Annotated in this window: 16 protein-coding genes, 5 tRNA genes and 1 other RNA gene; 17 read left to right on the top strand and 5 right to left on the bottom strand. The window is 65.9% G+C overall.

All coding sequences use genetic code 11. The annotated features are described in order from the left end of the window. Positions 1–35: 35 nt before the first annotated feature. The 8 genes from clpX (at position 36) to ARC23_RS09085 (ending at position 7080) form a co-directional block, all read left to right on the top strand. On the top strand, positions 36–1325 hold the full coding sequence (gene clpX / locus ARC23_RS09050; RefSeq protein ID WP_004154600.1) for an ATP-dependent Clp protease ATP-binding subunit ClpX: 1290 nt from the start codon (positions 36–38) through the stop codon (positions 1323–1325). A 142-nt stretch (positions 1326–1467) separates the two neighbouring features. After that, on the top strand, positions 1468–3918 hold the full coding sequence (lon, locus tag ARC23_RS09055; protein ID WP_057496937.1) for an endopeptidase La: 2451 nt from the start codon (positions 1468–1470) through the stop codon (positions 3916–3918). 217 nt (positions 3919–4135) lie between these two features. Next, positions 4136–4408, top strand: coding sequence for an HU family DNA-binding protein (locus ARC23_RS09060; protein ID WP_004146343.1), 273 nt, complete (start codon positions 4136–4138; stop codon positions 4406–4408). An 11-nt stretch (positions 4409–4419) separates the two neighbouring features. Continuing rightward, a tRNA-Val gene (locus tag ARC23_RS09065) sits at positions 4420–4494 on the top strand. 26 nt (positions 4495–4520) lie between these two features. Then, positions 4521–4597 (top strand) — tRNA-Asp (locus ARC23_RS09070). 87 nt (positions 4598–4684) lie between these two features. Beyond that, positions 4685–4761 (top strand) — tRNA-Asp (locus ARC23_RS09075). A 106-nt stretch (positions 4762–4867) separates the two neighbouring features. Beyond that, a tRNA-Asp gene (locus ARC23_RS09080) sits at positions 4868–4944 on the top strand. A gap of 180 nt (positions 4945–5124) precedes the next feature. Beyond that, on the top strand, positions 5125–7080 hold the full coding sequence (locus tag ARC23_RS09085) for a peptidyl-prolyl cis-trans isomerase (protein WP_057496938.1): 1956 nt from the start codon (positions 5125–5127) through the stop codon (positions 7078–7080). Positions 7081–7288: 208 nt separating this feature from the next. Here ARC23_RS09085 and ARC23_RS09090 read toward each other — a convergent pair whose 3' ends face one another. Both ARC23_RS09090 and gloB read right to left on the bottom strand, forming a co-directional pair. Further along, the gene (locus tag ARC23_RS09090) at positions 7289–8485 is read right to left on the bottom strand and encodes a lytic transglycosylase domain-containing protein (RefSeq protein ID WP_057496939.1); all 1197 of its coding nucleotides are present in this window, start codon (positions 8483–8485) and stop codon (positions 7289–7291) included. After that, positions 8482–9246, bottom strand: a complete 765-nt coding sequence (gene gloB, locus ARC23_RS09095; protein ID WP_057496940.1) for a hydroxyacylglutathione hydrolase — start codon at positions 9244–9246, stop codon at positions 8482–8484. Before gloB ends, ARC23_RS09090 begins: the two co-directional genes overlap by 4 nt. A gap of 11 nt (positions 9247–9257) precedes the next feature. On the opposite strand from gloB, the gene ARC23_RS09100 reads away from it, so the two are divergent. The 3 genes from ARC23_RS09100 to dnaQ are packed head-to-tail and all read left to right on the top strand — an operon-like array spanning position 9258 to position 11104. Continuing rightward, a complete protein-coding gene (locus ARC23_RS09100; RefSeq protein WP_057496941.1) occupies positions 9258–9902 on the top strand; it encodes a methyltransferase domain-containing protein in 645 nt (214 codons plus the stop codon). 13 nt (positions 9903–9915) lie between these two features. Beyond that, on the top strand, positions 9916–10368 hold the full coding sequence (gene rnhA / locus ARC23_RS09105; RefSeq protein WP_014036151.1) for a ribonuclease HI: 453 nt from the start codon (positions 9916–9918) through the stop codon (positions 10366–10368). Between the two features lie 4 nt (positions 10369–10372). Continuing rightward, positions 10373–11104, top strand: coding sequence for a DNA polymerase III subunit epsilon (gene dnaQ / locus ARC23_RS09110; RefSeq protein ID WP_057496942.1), 732 nt, complete (start codon positions 10373–10375; stop codon positions 11102–11104). A 62-nt stretch (positions 11105–11166) separates the two neighbouring features. On the opposite strand, the gene ARC23_RS09115 is transcribed toward dnaQ, so the two are convergent. Further along, positions 11167–11871, bottom strand: a complete 705-nt coding sequence (locus ARC23_RS09115) for a PP2C family protein-serine/threonine phosphatase (protein ID WP_057496943.1) — start codon at positions 11869–11871, stop codon at positions 11167–11169. 167 nt (positions 11872–12038) lie between these two features. On the opposite strand from ARC23_RS09115, the gene ARC23_RS09120 reads away from it, so the two are divergent. Both ARC23_RS09120 and ARC23_RS09125 read left to right on the top strand, forming a co-directional pair. Continuing rightward, positions 12039–12129: transfer RNA gene (locus tag ARC23_RS09120), tRNA-Ser, on the top strand. A 535-nt stretch (positions 12130–12664) separates the two neighbouring features. After that, the gene (locus ARC23_RS09125; RefSeq protein WP_049466382.1) at positions 12665–13069 is read left to right on the top strand and encodes a DUF6165 family protein; all 405 of its coding nucleotides are present in this window, start codon (positions 12665–12667) and stop codon (positions 13067–13069) included. Positions 13070–13087: 18 nt separating this feature from the next. Here ARC23_RS09125 and ARC23_RS09130 read toward each other — a convergent pair whose 3' ends face one another. Next, on the bottom strand, positions 13088–14134 hold the full coding sequence (locus ARC23_RS09130; protein WP_057496944.1) for a glycosyltransferase family 9 protein: 1047 nt from the start codon (positions 14132–14134) through the stop codon (positions 13088–13090). 20 nt (positions 14135–14154) lie between these two features. Between ARC23_RS09130 and ARC23_RS09135 the strand changes: the two genes are divergently transcribed. The 3 genes from ARC23_RS09135 to ARC23_RS09145 are packed head-to-tail and all read left to right on the top strand — an operon-like array spanning position 14155 to position 16057. Next, positions 14155–14904 carry a 3-deoxy-D-manno-octulosonic acid kinase gene (locus tag ARC23_RS09135; protein WP_057496945.1) on the top strand — a complete coding sequence of 250 codons (750 nt, stop codon included), beginning with the start codon at positions 14155–14157 and terminating at the stop codon, positions 14902–14904. After that, positions 14904–15671, top strand: coding sequence for an MBL fold metallo-hydrolase (locus ARC23_RS09140; RefSeq protein WP_057496946.1), 768 nt, complete (start codon positions 14904–14906; stop codon positions 15669–15671). The genes ARC23_RS09135 and ARC23_RS09140 overlap by 1 nt, the downstream gene beginning before the upstream one ends. Next, positions 15668–16057, top strand: coding sequence for a nuclear transport factor 2 family protein (locus tag ARC23_RS09145; protein ID WP_057496947.1), 390 nt, complete (start codon positions 15668–15670; stop codon positions 16055–16057). Before ARC23_RS09140 ends, ARC23_RS09145 begins: the two co-directional genes overlap by 4 nt. 78 nt (positions 16058–16135) lie before the next feature. Here ARC23_RS09145 and ffs read toward each other — a convergent pair. Continuing rightward, positions 16136–16232: signal recognition particle sRNA small type (gene ffs, locus ARC23_RS20440), an RNA gene on the bottom strand. Positions 16233–16532: 300 nt separating this feature from the next. Between ffs and ARC23_RS09150 the strand changes: the two genes are divergently transcribed. Further along, positions 16533–16850, top strand: coding sequence for a DMT family transporter (locus ARC23_RS09150; protein ID WP_057496948.1), 318 nt, complete (start codon positions 16533–16535; stop codon positions 16848–16850). The last annotated feature ends 154 nt before the right edge of the window (positions 16851–17004 follow it).

The following is a 17004-nucleotide window of genomic DNA, read 5'->3' on the forward strand; positions in this document are numbered from 1 at the left end:
CCGTTCAGCGGGTGGGGCAACTGGGTAAGCGAAGCATGAGCGAAGACCGCCAAGGTCGTTCCACGGACACCGGCAAGATCCTCTACTGCTCTTTCTGCGGCAAGAGCCAGCATGAAGTGCGCAAGCTGATTGCGGGTCCGAGCGTGTTCATCTGCGATGAATGCGTGGAGCTGTGCAACGACATCATCCGTGAGGAACTTGAGGAAAAGGCGCAGTCGGCGCGCAGTTCGCTGCCCAAGCCGCGCGAGATCCTCGAGGTCCTCGACCAGTACGTGATCGGCCAGAACCGCGCCAAGCGCACCCTGGCCGTGGCCGTGTACAACCACTACAAGCGCATCGAGAGCCGGCAGAAGAACGACGACGTCGAACTGGCGAAGTCGAACATCCTGCTGGTCGGCCCGACCGGTTCGGGCAAGACGCTGCTGGCCGAGACCCTGGCCCGCCTGCTCAACGTGCCGTTCACCATGGCCGACGCCACCACGCTGACCGAAGCCGGTTACGTGGGCGAGGACGTGGAGAACATCATCCAGAAGCTGCTGCAGAAGTGCGACTACGATGTCGAGAAGGCGCAGCAGGGCATCGTCTACATCGATGAAATCGACAAGATCTCGCGCAAGAGCGAGAACCCCTCGATCACCCGCGATGTGTCCGGCGAAGGCGTGCAGCAGGCCCTGCTGAAGCTGATCGAAGGCACCGTGGCCAGCGTGCCGCCGCAGGGCGGCCGCAAGCACCCGCAGCAGGAATTCCTGCAGGTGGACACCAAGAACATCCTGTTCATCTGCGGCGGCGCGTTCGCCGGGCTGGACAAGGTGATCCAGGCCCGTTCCACCGACGTGGGCAGCATCGGCTTCGGCGCCAAGGTCAAGAGCAGCGAGCGCAAGCAGGAAGTGGGCAAGGTCCTGGCCGAAGTCGAGCCGGAAGACCTGATCAAGTTCGGCCTCATTCCCGAGTTCGTCGGCCGCCTGCCGGTGGTGGCAACCCTGGAGGAGCTGGACGAACCGGCGCTGATCAAGATCCTGACCGAGCCGAAGAACGCCATCACCAAGCAGTTCAAGAAGCTGTTCGAGATGGAGAACGTCGAGCTGGAGTTCCGTCCGGACGCGCTGTCGGCCATTGCCCGCAAGGCGCTCAAGCGCAAGACCGGCGCCCGTGGCCTGCGCACCATCGTCGAATCGGTCCTGCTGGATACCATGTACGACCTGCCGTCGCAGGAAAACGTCAGCAAGGTGGTGGTGGACGAGTCGGTGATCGAGCACAAGTCCGAGCCGTACCTGATCTACCAGACCCCCGCGGCCCCTGAACAGAAGGCCGCAGGCGCCGAGTGATCCTTCCAGGTTATTGATTGGGAAGGATTTTCAACGAACGCCTTGCATCTGAAAGCCGATGGCCCCATAACGGGGCCATCGGCTTTTTTTGTCTCCGGAAGATGCCCTCCCGGAGGCGGTTTTCCCCTTCCCTGGAGCCCCCATGGCCCGTTCCCCAAGTGAGACCCTCGACCTGCCGGTCCTGCCGCTGCGCGACGTAGTGGTGTTCCCGCACATGGTCATTCCGCTGTTCGTCGGCCGTGACAAGTCCATGCACGCGCTCGAACAGGCAATGGAATCGGACAAGCGCATCCTGCTGCTGGCGCAGAAGTCAGCCGAGACCGACGACCCGCATGCGGCCGACCTCTACCAGGTCGGTACGCTGGCGCAGGTGCTGCAGTTGCTGAAGCTGCCCGACGGCACCATCAAGGTGCTGGTCGAAGGCCTGTCGCGCGTGCAGGTCGCCCACGTCGACGAGCGCAACGGCTCGCTGCACGGCCAGGCGGTGGAGATCGACGCCGTTGACGGTCGCGAGGCGCGCGAGGTCGAGGCGATCGCCCGATCGCTGATGTCGCTGTTCGAGCAGTACGTGAAGACCAACCGCAAGCTGCCGCCGGAACTGCTGCAGACGCTGTCGGGCATCGATGAGCCGGCGCGCCTGGCCGACACCATTGCCGCGCACATCAGCGTGCGCCTGGCCGACAAGCAGCGCCTGCTGGAAACGCTGGCGGTGAGTGATCGCCTGGAGATGCTGGTCGGCCTGGTCGATGGCGAGATCGACGTGCAGCAGATGGAGAAGCGCATCCGCGGCCGCGTGAAGTCGCAGATGGAGAAGAGCCAGCGCGAGTACTACCTCAACGAACAGATGAAGGCCATCCAGAAGGAACTGGGTGACCTGGACGATGCGCCGGGCGAGCTGGAAGAGCTGGCCCGCAAGATCGCCGAAGCTGGCATGCCGAAGGCCGTTGAGGCCAAGGCGCGCAACGAACTGAACAAGCTCAAGCAGATGTCGCCGATGTCGGCCGAAGCGGCGGTCGTGCGCAACTACCTGGAGTGGCTGCTGGGCGTGCCGTGGAAGAAGCGCAGCAAGGTGCGCAAGGACCTGAAGGCCGCGCAGGACACCCTGGACGCCGATCACTACGGCCTGGAGAAGGTCAAGGAACGCATCCTTGAGTACCTGGCCGTGCAGTCGCGCGTGAAGCAGATGAAGGGCCCGATCCTGTGCCTGGTCGGGCCGCCGGGCGTGGGCAAGACCTCGCTGGGCCAGTCCATCGCCAAGGCCACCAACCGCAAGTTCGTGCGCATGTCGCTGGGCGGCGTGCGTGATGAGGCCGAGATCCGTGGCCATCGCCGTACCTATGTCGGTTCGATGCCGGGCCGCATCGTGCAGAACCTCAACAAGGTCGGCAGCAAGAACCCGCTGTTCGTGCTCGACGAGATCGACAAGATGTCGATGGATTTCCGCGGCGACCCGTCTTCGGCGCTGCTGGAGGTGCTCGACCCGGAGCAGAACAACGCGTTCAACGACCACTACCTGGAAGTGGACCTGGACCTGTCCGAAGTTATGTTCGTGGCCACCTCGAACTCGCTCAACATTCCGGGCCCGCTGCTGGACCGCATGGAAGTGATCCGCATCCCCGGCTACACCGAGGATGAGAAGCTCAACATCGCCACCCGCTACCTGGTGCCGAAGCAGATCAAGGCCAACGGCCTGCAGCCGGAAGAGCTGGAGATCGGCAGCGATGCCATCCAGGACATCGTGCGCTACTACACGCGCGAATCGGGCGTGCGCAACCTGGAACGCGAGATCGCCAAGATCTGCCGCAAGGTGGTGAAGGAGATCGCGCTGGCCGGGCCACAGCCGGCAGCGAAGGCGAAGAAGGGTGCGAAGAAGAAGGCGCTGGTGAGCGTGTCCAGCAAGAACCTGGACAAATACCTGGGCGTGCGCCGCTTCGACTTCGGCCGCGCCGAGGAAGAAAACGAGATCGGCCTGGTCACCGGCCTGGCCTGGACCGAAGTGGGTGGCGACCTGCTGCAGATCGAATCGACGCTGGTGCCGGGCAAGGGCCAGCTGATCCTGACCGGCCAGCTCGGCAACGTGATGAAGGAATCGGCGTCGGCGGCGCTGTCGGTGGTGCGTTCGCGCGCGGTCGGCTTCGGCATCGATGGCGACTTCCTGCAGAAGCACGACGTGCACCTGCACGTGCCCGATGGTGCCACGCCGAAGGATGGCCCGAGTGCCGGCGCGGCGATGGTCACCTCGCTGGTGTCGATGCTGACCAAGGTGCCGGTGCGTGCCGACGTGGCGATGACCGGTGAGATCACGCTGCGTGGCCGCGTCACCGCCATTGGCGGCTTGAAGGAAAAACTGCTGGCGGCGCTGCGTGGCGGCATCCGCACGGTCATCATTCCCGAGGAGAACCGCAAGGATCTGGCGGACATCCCGGCCAACGTCACCCGCGATCTGAAGATCGTGCCGGTGAAGTACATCGAAGAGGTGCTGGATCTGGCATTGGAGCGTCCGCTGGCGCCCAAGAAGGCGCGCAAGAGTGCGCAGCGTGTCACTGTGCGCAGCAAGGCCAAACCCAGTGGAAGCGCGCGCGTCAAGCATTGACGCGCGCTGTCCAATGGCCCGAAACCCGCGTCGTTGCTGGCTTTCCAGCTTGCGTGGGGGTAGGGCCGCTGGTATAAAAGCAGCACTCGCGAATGAGTGATCGCTGTCAGCGATGACTGAATCGGCGAACCGTTTCCACATGGCGGCCGCATGCAGAACGCGTGCGGTTGCTTCCCTGTCGAATAAGCGGAACCCACCGCCAAAGGAGTTGTAGAGAATGAACAAGACCGAATTGATCGATGCCGTTGCTGAAGCTGCCGACCTGACCAAGGCCGAGTCCAGCCGCGCTGTCGATGCCGTCGTTGCTGCCGTCACCAAGGCGCTGAAGGACGGCGATGCGGTCACCCTGGTTGGCTTCGGTACCTTCCAGGTCCGCGACCGTGCTGCCCGCACCGGCCGCAACCCGAAGACCGGCGACACCATCAAGATCGCTGCTTCGAAGAATCCGTCGTTCAAGGCTGGCAAGGCCCTGAAGGATGCTGTAAACTAAGCGGCTCGCTGGGGTGCTTAGCTCAGCGGTAGAGCGTCTCCTTTACACGGAGAGGGTCGGGGGTTCGAAACCCTCAGCACCCACCACAGCACCGCGGTAAAAGTTTGAGTGTGGAGCGGTAGTTCAGCTGGTTAGAATGCTGGCCTGTCACGCCGGAGGTCGCGGGTTCGAGTCCCGTCCGCTCCGCCATTACATCGAGGCCCCCGGCCTGAAGCCGGGGGCCTTGTCTTCTCACCGACAGGTTCGGGAAGAAGACGAAAAGGTTCTTGCAAGAACGGAGCGGTAGTTCAGCTGGTTAGAATGCTGGCCTGTCACGCCGGAGGTCGCGGGTTCGAGTCCCGTCCGCTCCGCCATTGCAGAATTCTTAAGTCCCTGTGAAAAAACTTTGAAAAAAGTGTTCATCGGGCTGGGTTTCCAGGGAGTCTTCGGATATACTGGGCGCCTGCAAAGTTTCAGCGCGGAGCGGTAGTTCAGCTGGTTAGAATGCTGGCCTGTCACGCCGGAGGTCGCGGGTTCGAGTCCCGTCCGCTCCGCCAACTCTAAAAGCCCTCGGCGCAAGCCGGGGGCTTTTTCTTTTTGCCTTACCGACGCGGTCGGTGGAGCGGCCGGGGATGGCGGCGCGGATGGGCGCAGCCCACGCCGGAACTGCTTTTGGTCCCTGCCACGAAGCGGGTTACACTGCCGGGCTCGCCAATCAGGCCTTGTGATTCCTCACCATGCTGCAGAAACTCCGCGACAAGACCTCAGGCTGGATCGTCACCGTGATCCTGGGGCTGCTGATGATTCCGTTCCTGTTCGTGATCGACAACAGCTACCTCGGTGGCGTTGGCGCACAGAACGTGGCCAAGGTTTCCGCGCCGCCGACCTGGTGGCGTTCGGCACCGTCGTGGTGGCCGGTGCGCATGCTGTGGCAGCACCACGAGATCAGTGCGCAGGATTTCCGCACCCGCTTCGAGCAGGAGCGCATGCGTGAGCGCCAGCAGCAGGGCGAGAACTTCGACCCGCGCGCGTTCGAAAGCACCCAGAACAAGCTGGCAGTGCTCGACCAGCTGATCGACGAGCAGGTTGTGCGCCTGGTCGGCGAGCAGGCCGGCGTGGTGATCGGTGATGGCGCGGTGCGCGAGTACATCGCCACGATGCCGGCCTTCCTCGATGCGAACGGCAAGTTCAACGAGAACAACTACCGCCTGGCACTGGCCGGTGGCAATCCGCCGCGTACGCCGACCCAGTTCCAGGAACTGGTGCGCGAGAGCCTGCAGCAGTCCGTGATCCCGGCAGGCCTGCAGAACTCCGGCTTCGTTACCCAGGCCGAAACCGAGCGCCTGTTGAAGCTGCTGGGCGAGACCCGCGACGTCGAACTGGCCGCACTGCCGGAAGTGCCGGCCGATACCGCGCCGGTCACCGATGCACAGATCAAGCAGTGGTACGACAGCCATGGCAAGGATTTCCGCCAGGCCGAAACCGTTTCGCTGGAGTATGTCGAGATCAACGGTGGCAACCTGCCGGCGCCGACGCCGGCCGATGAAGCCACCCTGCGCAAGCGCTATGAAGAAGAGAAGGCGAAGTTCACTTCGCCGGAGCAGCGCCAGGCCTCGCACATCCTGATCACCGGTGAGGGTGCCGAAGCCAAGGCCAACAAGCTCGCGGCCGAGGCCAAGGCAGCCGGTGCCGATTTCGCTGCATTGGCCAAGGCCAATTCGGAAGATCCGGGTTCGAAGGCGCAGGGCGGTGACCTGGGCTGGGTCGAGCGTGGCGCGATGGTCAAGCCGTTCGAGGACGCCCTGTTTGCGGCCAGGGCGGGTGACGTGATCGGCCCGGTCAAGACCGACTTCGGCTACCACATCATCAAGGTCGCCGCAGTGCGTGGTGGCGAAGGCAAGTCCTTCGAGGAAGTGCGTGACACGCTGGCGGCCGAGCAGCTCAAGGCCGATGGCGAACGTGGTTTCAACGATCTGGCCGGCCGTCTGGTCGATGCCATCAACAAGAGCCCGAGCGACCTGGCGGCGGCGGCCAAGGAAGTGAACCTGCCGCTGCAGACCCTGGGCCCGATCACCCGTGCCACCGCCAGCGGCATTGCCGCCGATCCGGCCGTGCTGCGCGCTGCGTTCTCCGACGTGCTGGTGCAGGACGGTACCGCCAGCGATCCGATCGCGCTGGGCGGCGCCACCAACCACAGCGTGGTGATCCGCGTGGCCGCGCACACCCCGGAACAGGCGCTGCCGCTGGACAAGGCGCGTGAGCAGGTGATCGCCGCGATCCGTGCCGACCGCCAGCGCCAGGCCAGCGACAAGGCCGCCGATGCCATCCTGGCCAAGCTCAAGGGTGGGGCCACCCTGCAGTCGCTGGCGGCCAGCGAGAAGCTGCAGCTGAGCCCGATGCCGGGCCTGCCGCGCAGCCAGCCGGTGCCGACCCCGGAAATCAACCGCGCGATCTTCAGCGCGCCGGTGCCGGCCGAAGGCAAGCCGAGCTACGGCAAGGTGGATGTCAACGGCCACGCGCTGCTGTTCGCGGTGAACAAGGTCAACCCGGGCGACATCAAGGAAGTGACCGCCGAGCAGCAGAAGCAGCTGAAGGATCAGTTGAGCCAGATCGACGGCATGGCCGCTGCGAAGGGTTACATCGAGACGATGCGCAAGAAGTTCGTGATCCAGACCACTGAAGCGAACCTGTAAGCGCTGCGTCATCCGTGAACGAGAAAGGCCCGGCTTTGCCGGGCCTTTTTTGTCTTCGCGTCGTTTGTGGCGCGCTTGCGCGGGGGGAGTGGTCGAGCCTGCTCGACCGCTTTTTGTAGAGTCGAGCCGTGCTCGACTGCATCTGCCGGGCGCAGGCAAGAAAAAGCCGAGCATGGGCTCGGCTCTACGGGAGTGCCTGGCGGGCGCGTCAGTCTTCGACGCGCAGCACCGCGCCGGGCTTCAGCACGCTGCTGCCGCTCAGGCCGTTCAGCGACAGCAGGGCCTTCACCGGCATGCCGTAGCGGCGCGCGATGGTCCAGGCCGACTCACCATCGCGGACGGTGTGGCGACGGCTGCGCGGACGATCGGCGACCGCGGCAACGGTCTTGGCGGCCTGCGGCACAGGGGCTGCGGCCACCGGGGCGGCGCTGGCGACCAGCGCGGTTGCGGCCTCGGTCACCGTCGCACTGGCAGCCGAGACCGGCGCCAGCACGCGGGTGGTGCCCGAGGCGCGGCCACCGCCGGCCAGGGCGGGGTTGAGGCGGGTGATGCGGGCCGGGTCCAGGGCGCGCTGTGCGGCCCACTGCTGGACGCTGGTGCCGGCCGGCAGGGTGTGGTCCTTCAGCACCGGTACGGTGCGGTCCAGCGAGGCCATCACGCCCGGCTGGTCTTCCACGTCTTCCAGCACGCAGGCCAGGGCATGCAGCTTCTCGACGTAGGCATAGGTAACCGGCGACAGGCCGGGCAGGGCGGACGGCTTGGCGTTCTGCGCATTCATGCCGGCCTTGCGCAGCGACTGCAGCACCCGGTATTCACCGGCGTTGTAGGCCATGGTGGCCAGGCGCCAGTCGCCACCGAACATGCCGTGCAGGGTCTTCAGGTAACGCACCGCAGCCTGGGTTGAATCCACCGCCGACAGGCGGCCATCGTAGCCGTTGCTCATCGGCACGCGGTGGTTGCGTGCGGTGGTGGCGATGAACTGCCACAGGCCGGTGGGGCCGCTGCCGTTGCGGGCGTTGGGCCGGTAGCCGCTTTCCACGAACGGGATCAGGGCGAACTCGGTGGGCAGGCTGGCCTTGCGCAGCTCTTCGACCACATAGCCGAACAGCACCAGCGCATCGTCATCCTGGTTGGCCAGGCGCGAGGGCGCATGGGCGAACTGCTTCTGCCAGCGCGGGCTGGTGGCCTCGGCGTCGCAGCTGGGCTCGGCCAGGCCGTCGCGGAAGCTGGTGAAGATCTCCTGGCCGTTGCGTACCGACGGGGCCGGCAACGCTGACGGATCCAGCGGCAGGGCCGCGGCGGCGGTCAGGTTCTGGCTGATGCCGGCGCCCAGCGACTGCGCGCCCGCGTTCCCGGCCAGCCCCAGGGCAAGCCCCAAGGCCAGCGTCAGACTTCGGCGCATCATGCGCGGAAGCCGTCTTTCCAGTGCCGGAGACCGGCCATCACGTCGACGTCGTCCACGACGTCACGGCCCAGGTGTGCCGACACCGACGCACGGATCGGTGCGGTGTGCACACGCAGGAAGGGATTGCAGTCCAATTCGTTGGCCAGGGTTACCGGCAGGGTGGAACGGTCATCGCGGCGCATGGCCAAAGCCTCCTCTTGGCGCTGCCACAGGGCAGCGTTGGCGGGGTCGACATGCCGCGCGAAGACGGCATTTGACACGGTGTACTCGTGGGCGCAACAAAGCAGCAGTTGCGCGGGCAAGGCACCCAGCTTGCGCATCGACGCCAGCAGCTGGGACGGCGTACCTTCGAACAGGCGTCCACAGCCCAGGCTGAACAACGAATCTCCGCTGAAAAGATGTTCAGCGGTGTGAAACGCGATGTGGCTGCGGGTATGCCCGGGCACGGATAGTACGTGGAACATCTGCCCCAGTGCCTGAACGTGTTCACCTTCGCCGACCCGCTCGGTCGCACCTGCGATGCGCTCCTCCACGGGGGCCACCACCCGCACGCCGGGGAAACGGGCCTGCAACGCGGGCACGCCGCCGATGTGATCGTCGTGGTGGTGGGTGAGCAGGATCGTGTCCACGTGCAGTCCCTGATCGGCCAGTGCGAGCACCGGGGCTGCATCGCCGGGGTCGACGACCACGGCCGCGCCGTCATCGCCGATCAGGGTCCAGATGTAGTTGTCCGCAAATGCGGGCAGGGCAGTCAGTCGCATAGAATTGGACCATGCCCGCGCTGCAGAGCACCCGTCAAGCGAGCCAGGCCCCGTGGTTCGACAGCGAACCGGCGGCGGCCCTGCGCGTTCTGGAACGGCAGGTGCTGTTGCCGCAGCTGTCGGCGCTGCCGACGCAGCCCTGGTTGTGGATCGCGCCGAGTGCGGCCTGGCTGGGCGACGCAGCGCTGGCCGGGCGCGGCCTGCGCCTGTACCGGCAGGGCGGCGGCTATGCCGGCGATACCCGTTGCGCGCTGCCGTTGCCGCTGGCCAACGAGAGCGTCAATGCCATCGTGCTGCAACATGTCACCGCCGCCGATGCGGACCGGCTGCTGGACGAATGCGAACGGGTGCTGATGCCGGGTGGGCATCTGTGGCTGAGCAGCCTCAATCCGTTCAGTCCCTACCGCACGCGCTGGCGCCAGCATGGACTGGTGGTGCGCACGCCGCAGCGGATCCGCCTGCTGCTCGGCCGTCATGGGCTGGAGTGCGACGATATGCGTTACCTGGGCCCGCTCTGGCGCGGCGAGGGCAGTCGCCGCGCCGATGGCTGGGCGCCGCTGCGCGCCGCCTGCCTGTTCCACGCGGAAAAACGCACGCTGGCCCTGCCCGGGCCGAAACCGTTGCCGGTGCGCTGGCACGGCACCGTTGCTACCTGATCCTGGAGTTGTATTGAAAACCATTGAAATCCACACCGACGGTTCCTGCCTTGGCAATCCAGGCCCGGGCGGCTGGGCCGCGCTGCTGCGTTACAAGGGCCACGAGCGCGAACTGAGCGGTGGCGAAGCGCACACCACCAACAACCGGATGGAGCTGATGGCGGCGATCTCCGGGCTGGAGACGCTGACCGAGCCGTGCAACATCGTGCTTTACACCGATTCGCAGTATGTGCGGCAGGGCCTGACCCAGTGGATGCCCGGCTGGATCCGCAAGAACTGGAAGACCGCCGGCGGCGATCCGGTGAAGAACCGCGAGCTGTGGGAGCGCCTGCATGCGGCCACGTTGCGGCACCAGATCGACTGGCGCTGGGTAAAGGGCCACTCCGGTGATCCGGACAATGAACGGGTCGATACCCTGGCCCGCAACGCGGCGATCCAGATCCGCGATTCCAGCCCGGTAAACTGAGCCCATGCGTCAGATCATCCTCGATACCGAAACCACCGGCCTGGAATGGAAGAAGGGCAACCGCATCGTTGAAATCGGCTGCGTGGAGCTGTTCAAGCGCCGCCCGACCGGCAACAACTACCACCAGTACATCAAGCCGGACTGCGAATTCGAACAGGGCGCACAGGAAGTCACCGGCCTGACCCTGGAGTTCCTGGAGGACAAGCCGGACTTCGCGCAGATCGCCGACGAGTTCCTGGCGTTCATCGATGGCGCCGAACTGATCATCCACAACGCGGCGTTCGACCTGGGCTTTCTCGACAACGAACTTTCGTTGCTGGGCCCGCAGTACGGGAAGATCACCGACCGCTGCACGGTGATCGATACGCTGGTGATGGCGCGCGAGCGCTTCCCCGGCCAGCGCAATTCGCTGGATGCGCTGTGCAAGCGGCTGGGCGTGGACAACTCGCACCGCGCCCTGCACGGTGGCCTGCTCGATGCGCAGATCCTGGGCGATGTCTATATCGCACTGACCTCGGGCCAGGAAGAGATCGGCTTCGGGCTGGGGGATGATGAGGGTGGTGGCGCCGGTGCGGCGCTGCAGGCGTTCGACACCAGCAAGCTGCTGCCGCGCCCGCGCGTGGTGGCTACGCCGTCGGAACGGGAAGCGCACGCTGCACGGCTGGAGCGACTGCGCAAGAAGGCCGGCCACGCACTGTGGGATGGCCCGAAGGTGGAAGAAGCCGCCAGCGCCTGATCATCCACGCATGGCGTGGATCCACTGTAGAGCCGAGCCCATGCTCGGCTCATGCGCGGGGCTCAGTGGCAGCGCACCAGGATCACGCTGATGTTGTCGCGGCCGCCGCCATCGAGTGCGGCGGCCACCAGTGTGTCCACGCATTCCTGCGCGCTGGCATCGTCGAAGGCCAGCGTGCGCGCGATGCCACGGTCATCCACCTCTTCGGTGAGGCCGTCACTGCACAGCAGCAGTTGCATGCCCGGGCGCAGCTCACCGCTGGTGGTGGCCACATTCAGATGCGCCGGGTCGGTCACGCCCAGTGCCTGGGTGACGACGTTGCGATGCGGGTGCGCACGCGCCTGTTCGGCGGTCAGGTTGCCCTGCGCGACCAGTTCCTGCACCACGCTGTGGTCCTGGCTGAGCTGGGCGAGCTGGCCGTCGCGCCACAGGTAGGCACGGCTGTCGCCGACCCAGGCCACCTCATAACGATTGCCCTGCACGCGGGCGGCGACCACGGTGGTGCCCATCGGCAGGGTGTCGTTGCGCCGCCGCGAGGCACGGATGATCTCTTCATCGGCGGTGCGGATGGCCTGCACCAGCGATGCACCGCGCCGCACCTCGCGGACAATGGTCTCGCGTGCCAGCGCGCTGGCCACTTCGCCGCAGGCGTGACCGCCCATGCCGTCGGCCACCAGCCACAGGGCCAGCTCGCTGTCACCGTAGTAGGTGTCCTCGTTGAGCTCGCGGCGCAGGCCGGGATGGGTGAGGTGTCCGAATTCGATCATGGTGGGTCGTGGGCGGGGTATTGCGGGGGGAGACAGGCATCATCGGGGGGCTTCAGCCATCCGGCAAGGCATGCACGCAGGTATTTTTCACTTCGTGGGCCGGAATGACTTGTCGCCGGGCTCACTTCCTCGTATGATGCGCGTCCCCGGTCCGCCGGGGACCACCCGGAGAGGTGGCAGAGTGGTTGAATGTACCTGACTCGAAATCAGGCAGGCGTTTATAGCGCCTCGGGGGTTCGAATCCCCCCCTCTCCGCCAGATAAAGAAAAAGGGCTGCCGAAAGGCAGCCCTTTTTCTTTATCTGGCGCGGGATGCGACGCGCAGAACGCGTCGCCCCACACATTGCTGCGCAACGTGTGGGCCCCTCCCTTTGCCTGCCTCTCCCCGCCCCTGCCGGGGCAGCCCCTCAACCGAGGGGCTTGTTGCTGCGGAGGGTTCCGCGCGAGGTGGATCGGAGGGCTTTGATGAATTCTCCTTATCTGCAGGACAGGAGAGGGCGGACAAAAGGCAGCCCTTTTTCTTTATCTGGCGCGGGACGCGACGCGCAGAGCGCGTCGCCCCACACATTGCTGCGCAACGTGTGGGCCCCTCCCTTTGCCTGCCTCTCCCCGCCCCTGCCGGGGCAGCCCCTCAACCGAGGGGCTTGTTGCTCCAGATGCATCAGTAGATCCACGTCATGCGCGGATGCTGTTCCTGCTGGCAGCCTCATCCACTGATGGCATGGCGCTGCCTGGCCGGTCTGTTCGGGCGCTGCGGGTTACGATATGCCCATCACCTGCTGGAGCCTCTCCCCATGACCGCTGAAATCCTCGTTCCCGTTTCCTTCGGCGAGCTGCTGGACAAGATCTCGATCCTGCAGATCAAGTCCGAGCGCATCAGTGACGAGGGCAAGCTGGCCAATGTGCGCAGGGAGCTGTCGGCGCTGGAGAAGACCTGGATGGCACACCCGGCGGCGGTGAAGGACATCGCCAAGCTGCGTGCCGAGCTGAAGGCCGTCAACGAACAGCTGTGGGACATCGAGGACGACATCCGCCTGAAGGAGAAGGCGCAGGCGTTCGACCAGGGCTTCATCGACCTGGCGCGCAGCGTCTACCTGCGCAACGACGAACGCGCGCGTATCAAGAAGGCGATCAACCTGGCGCTGGGTTCAGCGTACGTGGAAGAGAAGTCCTACCAGGATTACGCGCAGCGCGCGTGATCCCGCGCAGCCCGCCGCTCACCCCAGGTGGTCGGCGACGTAGCGTTCGAAGGCGGCGATGCCGTCTTCCACGGTGATCAGTTCCATGACCTCGTCGAACTCGATCTTGGTGCCCCATTTCAGATCGGCGGCCTGCTTGCCAAGGTATTTGCGCGCTGCATCGTCATAGCGGTCCACGCAGTAACGGCGGTCCGAGTAAGGGCCGCTGCGGTGCGGGTTGCTGGCCGCATGCAGGCCCAGCACCTTGGTGCCCACCGCGTTGGCGATGTGCATCGGGCCCGAGTCAGGTGTCATCACCAGGTTGGCGCGGGCCAGCAGCGCGGGCAGCTGCTTGAGCGTGTCCTTGCCGACCAGATCCAGTGCCGGCGTCTGCAGCTGGGTCTGGATGGCGTCGGCCATGCTGCGTTCCAGCTCGCTGCGGCCACCGCACAGCACCACCTGCCAGCCGCGCTGGGCGGCGTGGTTGGCCACGGCAGCATAGCGGTCGGCGTACCAGTTGCGGCGCACGTGGCTGGAACACGGGGAAATCATCAGCACCGGGCGACCGTCGTCCTGCCACTGCGCGGCAGCCCACTCATGAGCCGACGGCGGCACGGCCAGGTCCCAGCTGACCTCGGTCTGGCGCAGGCCCAGCGGTTCGCAGAAGCTGCCGATCGCATCCAGTACGTGGATGCCCGGGCGGTCGGGGATGCGTTCGTTGATGAAGAGCCCGTGCAGGTCCTTGGAGCGGCTGCGGTCGTAGCCGATGCGGCGATCGGCCGGAATGAAGGCCGACAGCAGATTGGCGCGGAATGCGACCTGCATCTGCAGCAGCGCTTCAAAGCGCCCCGATGGCAGCTCCCGGCGCAGTTCCTTGACCCCGGCCATGCCGCTCTTCTTGTCGTAGGCATGGAAGGTGACGCCCGGCAGGCCATCCAGCAGCTTGTGGCCGGCCTTGTCGATGATCCAATGGATCGGCGTATCCGGGCGCGCGGCCTGCAGCGTGCGCACCAGGGGCACGACGTGGGTGACATCGCCGAGTGCGGACAGGCGCAGGAGGCACAAGGATGAGGACGCTGATGCCATGTGTTGTTAGACTCAATGAAATGGTCGCATTCGACGCCAATGAAGCGCTGACGCCATGCCGCGAGGGTCGCGGCATCGGGGCCATTCTGTTCGACCGCGAGCGGCTGCGGCAAGCCGAGATCGGCCTGTTCTCGCCACAGCACTGGGGCAGCAGGGCCCGGCCGGTGGGCGAGGGGGGCCGTGGCAGTGCCTGGTTCGTCGATGCACCGTTCGGCGCCAGCGTGCTGCGGCACTACCTGCGGGGGGGCCTGGCCGCGAAGCTCAGCCACGACCAGTACCTGTGGCGCGGCTCGGACCGGACCCGCAGCTTCGCCGAATTCCGGCTGATGCGTGCGCTGCGCGAGAAGAAGCTGCCGGTGCCCCGGCCGATCGCCGCGTTCTACATGCGCGAGGGCCTGCGCTACCGGGCCGCGATCCTGATGGAGCGGATCGAGGGCGTACGCTCGCTGGCCGACCGCGCACTGGTTGCCGGCCGCGGCGCGCCGTGGGAGGAGACCGGTCGGCTGATCGCCCGCTTCCATCGTGCCGGGCTGGACCATGCCGACCTCAACGCGCACAACATCCTGTTCGATGGCAACGGCCACGGCTGGCTGATCGACTTCGACCGTGGGGTCATCCGTATTCCGGCCACCGCCTGGCGCGAACGCAATCTCAAGCGCCTGCTGCGCTCGCTGATCAAGCTGCGCGGCGAACGCAGCGTGGAAGACGTGCAGAAGGACTACGCGCGGCTGCGCCGCGCCTATGACATGGCCTGGAACCGGGGCACCTGATGGACTGGTCGTTGCGTTTCCTCGGTGTCGGCAATGCGTCGGCGGTCGAGCTGGGGTCGCCGATGTCGGTGATCGAGCGCGATGGCCGGCCGTGGCTGACCATCGACTGTGGCGGTGAAGGCCTGACCGCGTTCAAGGCGCACTACGGGCACATGCCGCAGGCGCTGTTCGTGACCCATGTGCACCTTGACCACGTGGCCGGCTTCGAACGGCTGTTCGTCGATACCTTCTTCAATGCGCAGCGGCGCGGCAAGGTGCGCCTGTACGTGCCGGCCACGGTGGTGCCGCTGCTGCACAGGCGCATCGGTGACTATCCGAACGTGCTGGCCGAGGGTGGTGCCAACTTCTGGGACGCGTTCCAGCTGATCGTGGTGGGCGATGCGTTCTGGCACGAGGGAGTGCGCCTGGAGGTGTTCCCGGTGCGCCATCACTGGCCGGAGACGGCCTATGGCCTGCGCCTGCAGGGCGCGCTGACCTGGAGCGGCGATACCCGGCCGATTCCGGAGATGCTGGCCCGTTTCGCCAGCGACAACGAGCTGATCGCCCACGACTGCGGCCTGCATGGCAACCCGTCGCATACCGGCGTGGATGACCTGGAGCGCGAGTACAGCGCCGAGCTGCAGGCGCGGATGATGCTCTACCACTACGCCAGCGTGGCCGATGGCAGCGCTTTGGCGGCGCGCGGGCACCGCGTGGCGCAGCCGGGCCAGTGCGTGCCGCTGGCCGCCCCGACCGCGCCGCACGTGCTGGCGCAGGATCCGCCGTGAGCGGAGTCGGCCAGCCCGCCGATACGGCGCTGGCCGCCGAACTGGAGGCGCTGGAGCGCGCGCTGCATGCACCGCAGGTGCGTGCGCAGCGTGAGCGCCTTGCCGCGTTGCTGGACGAGGATTTCAGCGAAATCGGCAGTTCCGGGCGGTGCTATGGCCGTGATGCGGCGTTGCAGGAGATCCCGCTGGAGCGCGCGCAGGTGCTGATCGAGTCCGATCAGTACGCGGTGTGGGTGTTCGCCGAGGGGCTGGCCCAGGTGCGCTATCGCAGCCGCCATCACGTCGATGGCCTGGCGCAACGCTGGGTGCTGCGCAGCTCGCTGTGGCGCCGGCATGGGGACGGATGGCGCATGGTCTTCCACCAGGGCACGCCGGAAGCACGATAGCACCGGGCCATGCCCGGCGAAGGGCGCCAACCAGGGTTGGCATCTACCAGAGGCGGGGCGTCGCCGCAAAAGGCGGTGGCCCCGCCGGCTGGCCTCGGCGCCCGCGTCGATCGATACCGTTGCTGCCTTCCGGCCCTGGCGGGGTTTTCGACCTAGCGTCGCGAGGGGCCGAAGGGGCCACCATAGAGACGTTGGCCGCCCGGTGGGCGGCCAGTTCACGGATCAGGGGAAGCAGCGCGGGTTGCGCCGGAGACCACAGCCGGACTGCGCATCGGCTGGCCGATGGCAGGCGCACATTCTACCGCAGGCGCACGCACCGGCGCCAGCTTCACGCACTGAATCGGCTGTAACCCGTTCCCGGCCAGGCCGGCCGCGGCAGTTCCCCGTTGCTAGAATGCCGGCCAGGAGGAACGGCCTCCCCCACATCGGGAATCAAAGACCAGGACGGCCTGGCCCTACCAAGAGGAGGGCCGTCATGGCCTGGATCTATCTGTTGTTCGCCGGCCTGCTGGAAATCGTCTGGGCCGTATCCATGAAGCAGTCCGAAGGCTTCAGCAAGCTCACCCCTACCGTGGTGACCCTCATCGGCATGATCGCCAGCTTCTGGCTGCTGGCAGTGGCCATGCGCAGCCTGCCGCTGGGTACCGCCTACACGATCTGGACCGGCATTGGTGCGGTCGGTGCATTCGTGGTCGGCATCGTTTTCCTCAGCGAACAGGTCAGCCCGATGCGGATTGGTGCGGCCGTGCTTATCGTTTCCGGCCTGGTCCTGATGAAACTCTCCAGTAGCTGAGGGTTTATCCCGCCCGGATTATGCAGTGCAGGTTCGGCCTGCTGTGAATATGCGATGTGCATTTCCGGCAAAATGGATTTACCCACCCGTTTTATTTGACGTACGTCATGAAATTTCGGTGGATGATTCACGCGGCACTGGCGGCGCCGGTCGC

Origin of the sequence: Stenotrophomonas beteli, assembly GCF_001431665.1 — a bacterium.
GTDB lineage: Bacteria > Pseudomonadota > Gammaproteobacteria > Xanthomonadales > Xanthomonadaceae > Stenotrophomonas > Stenotrophomonas beteli.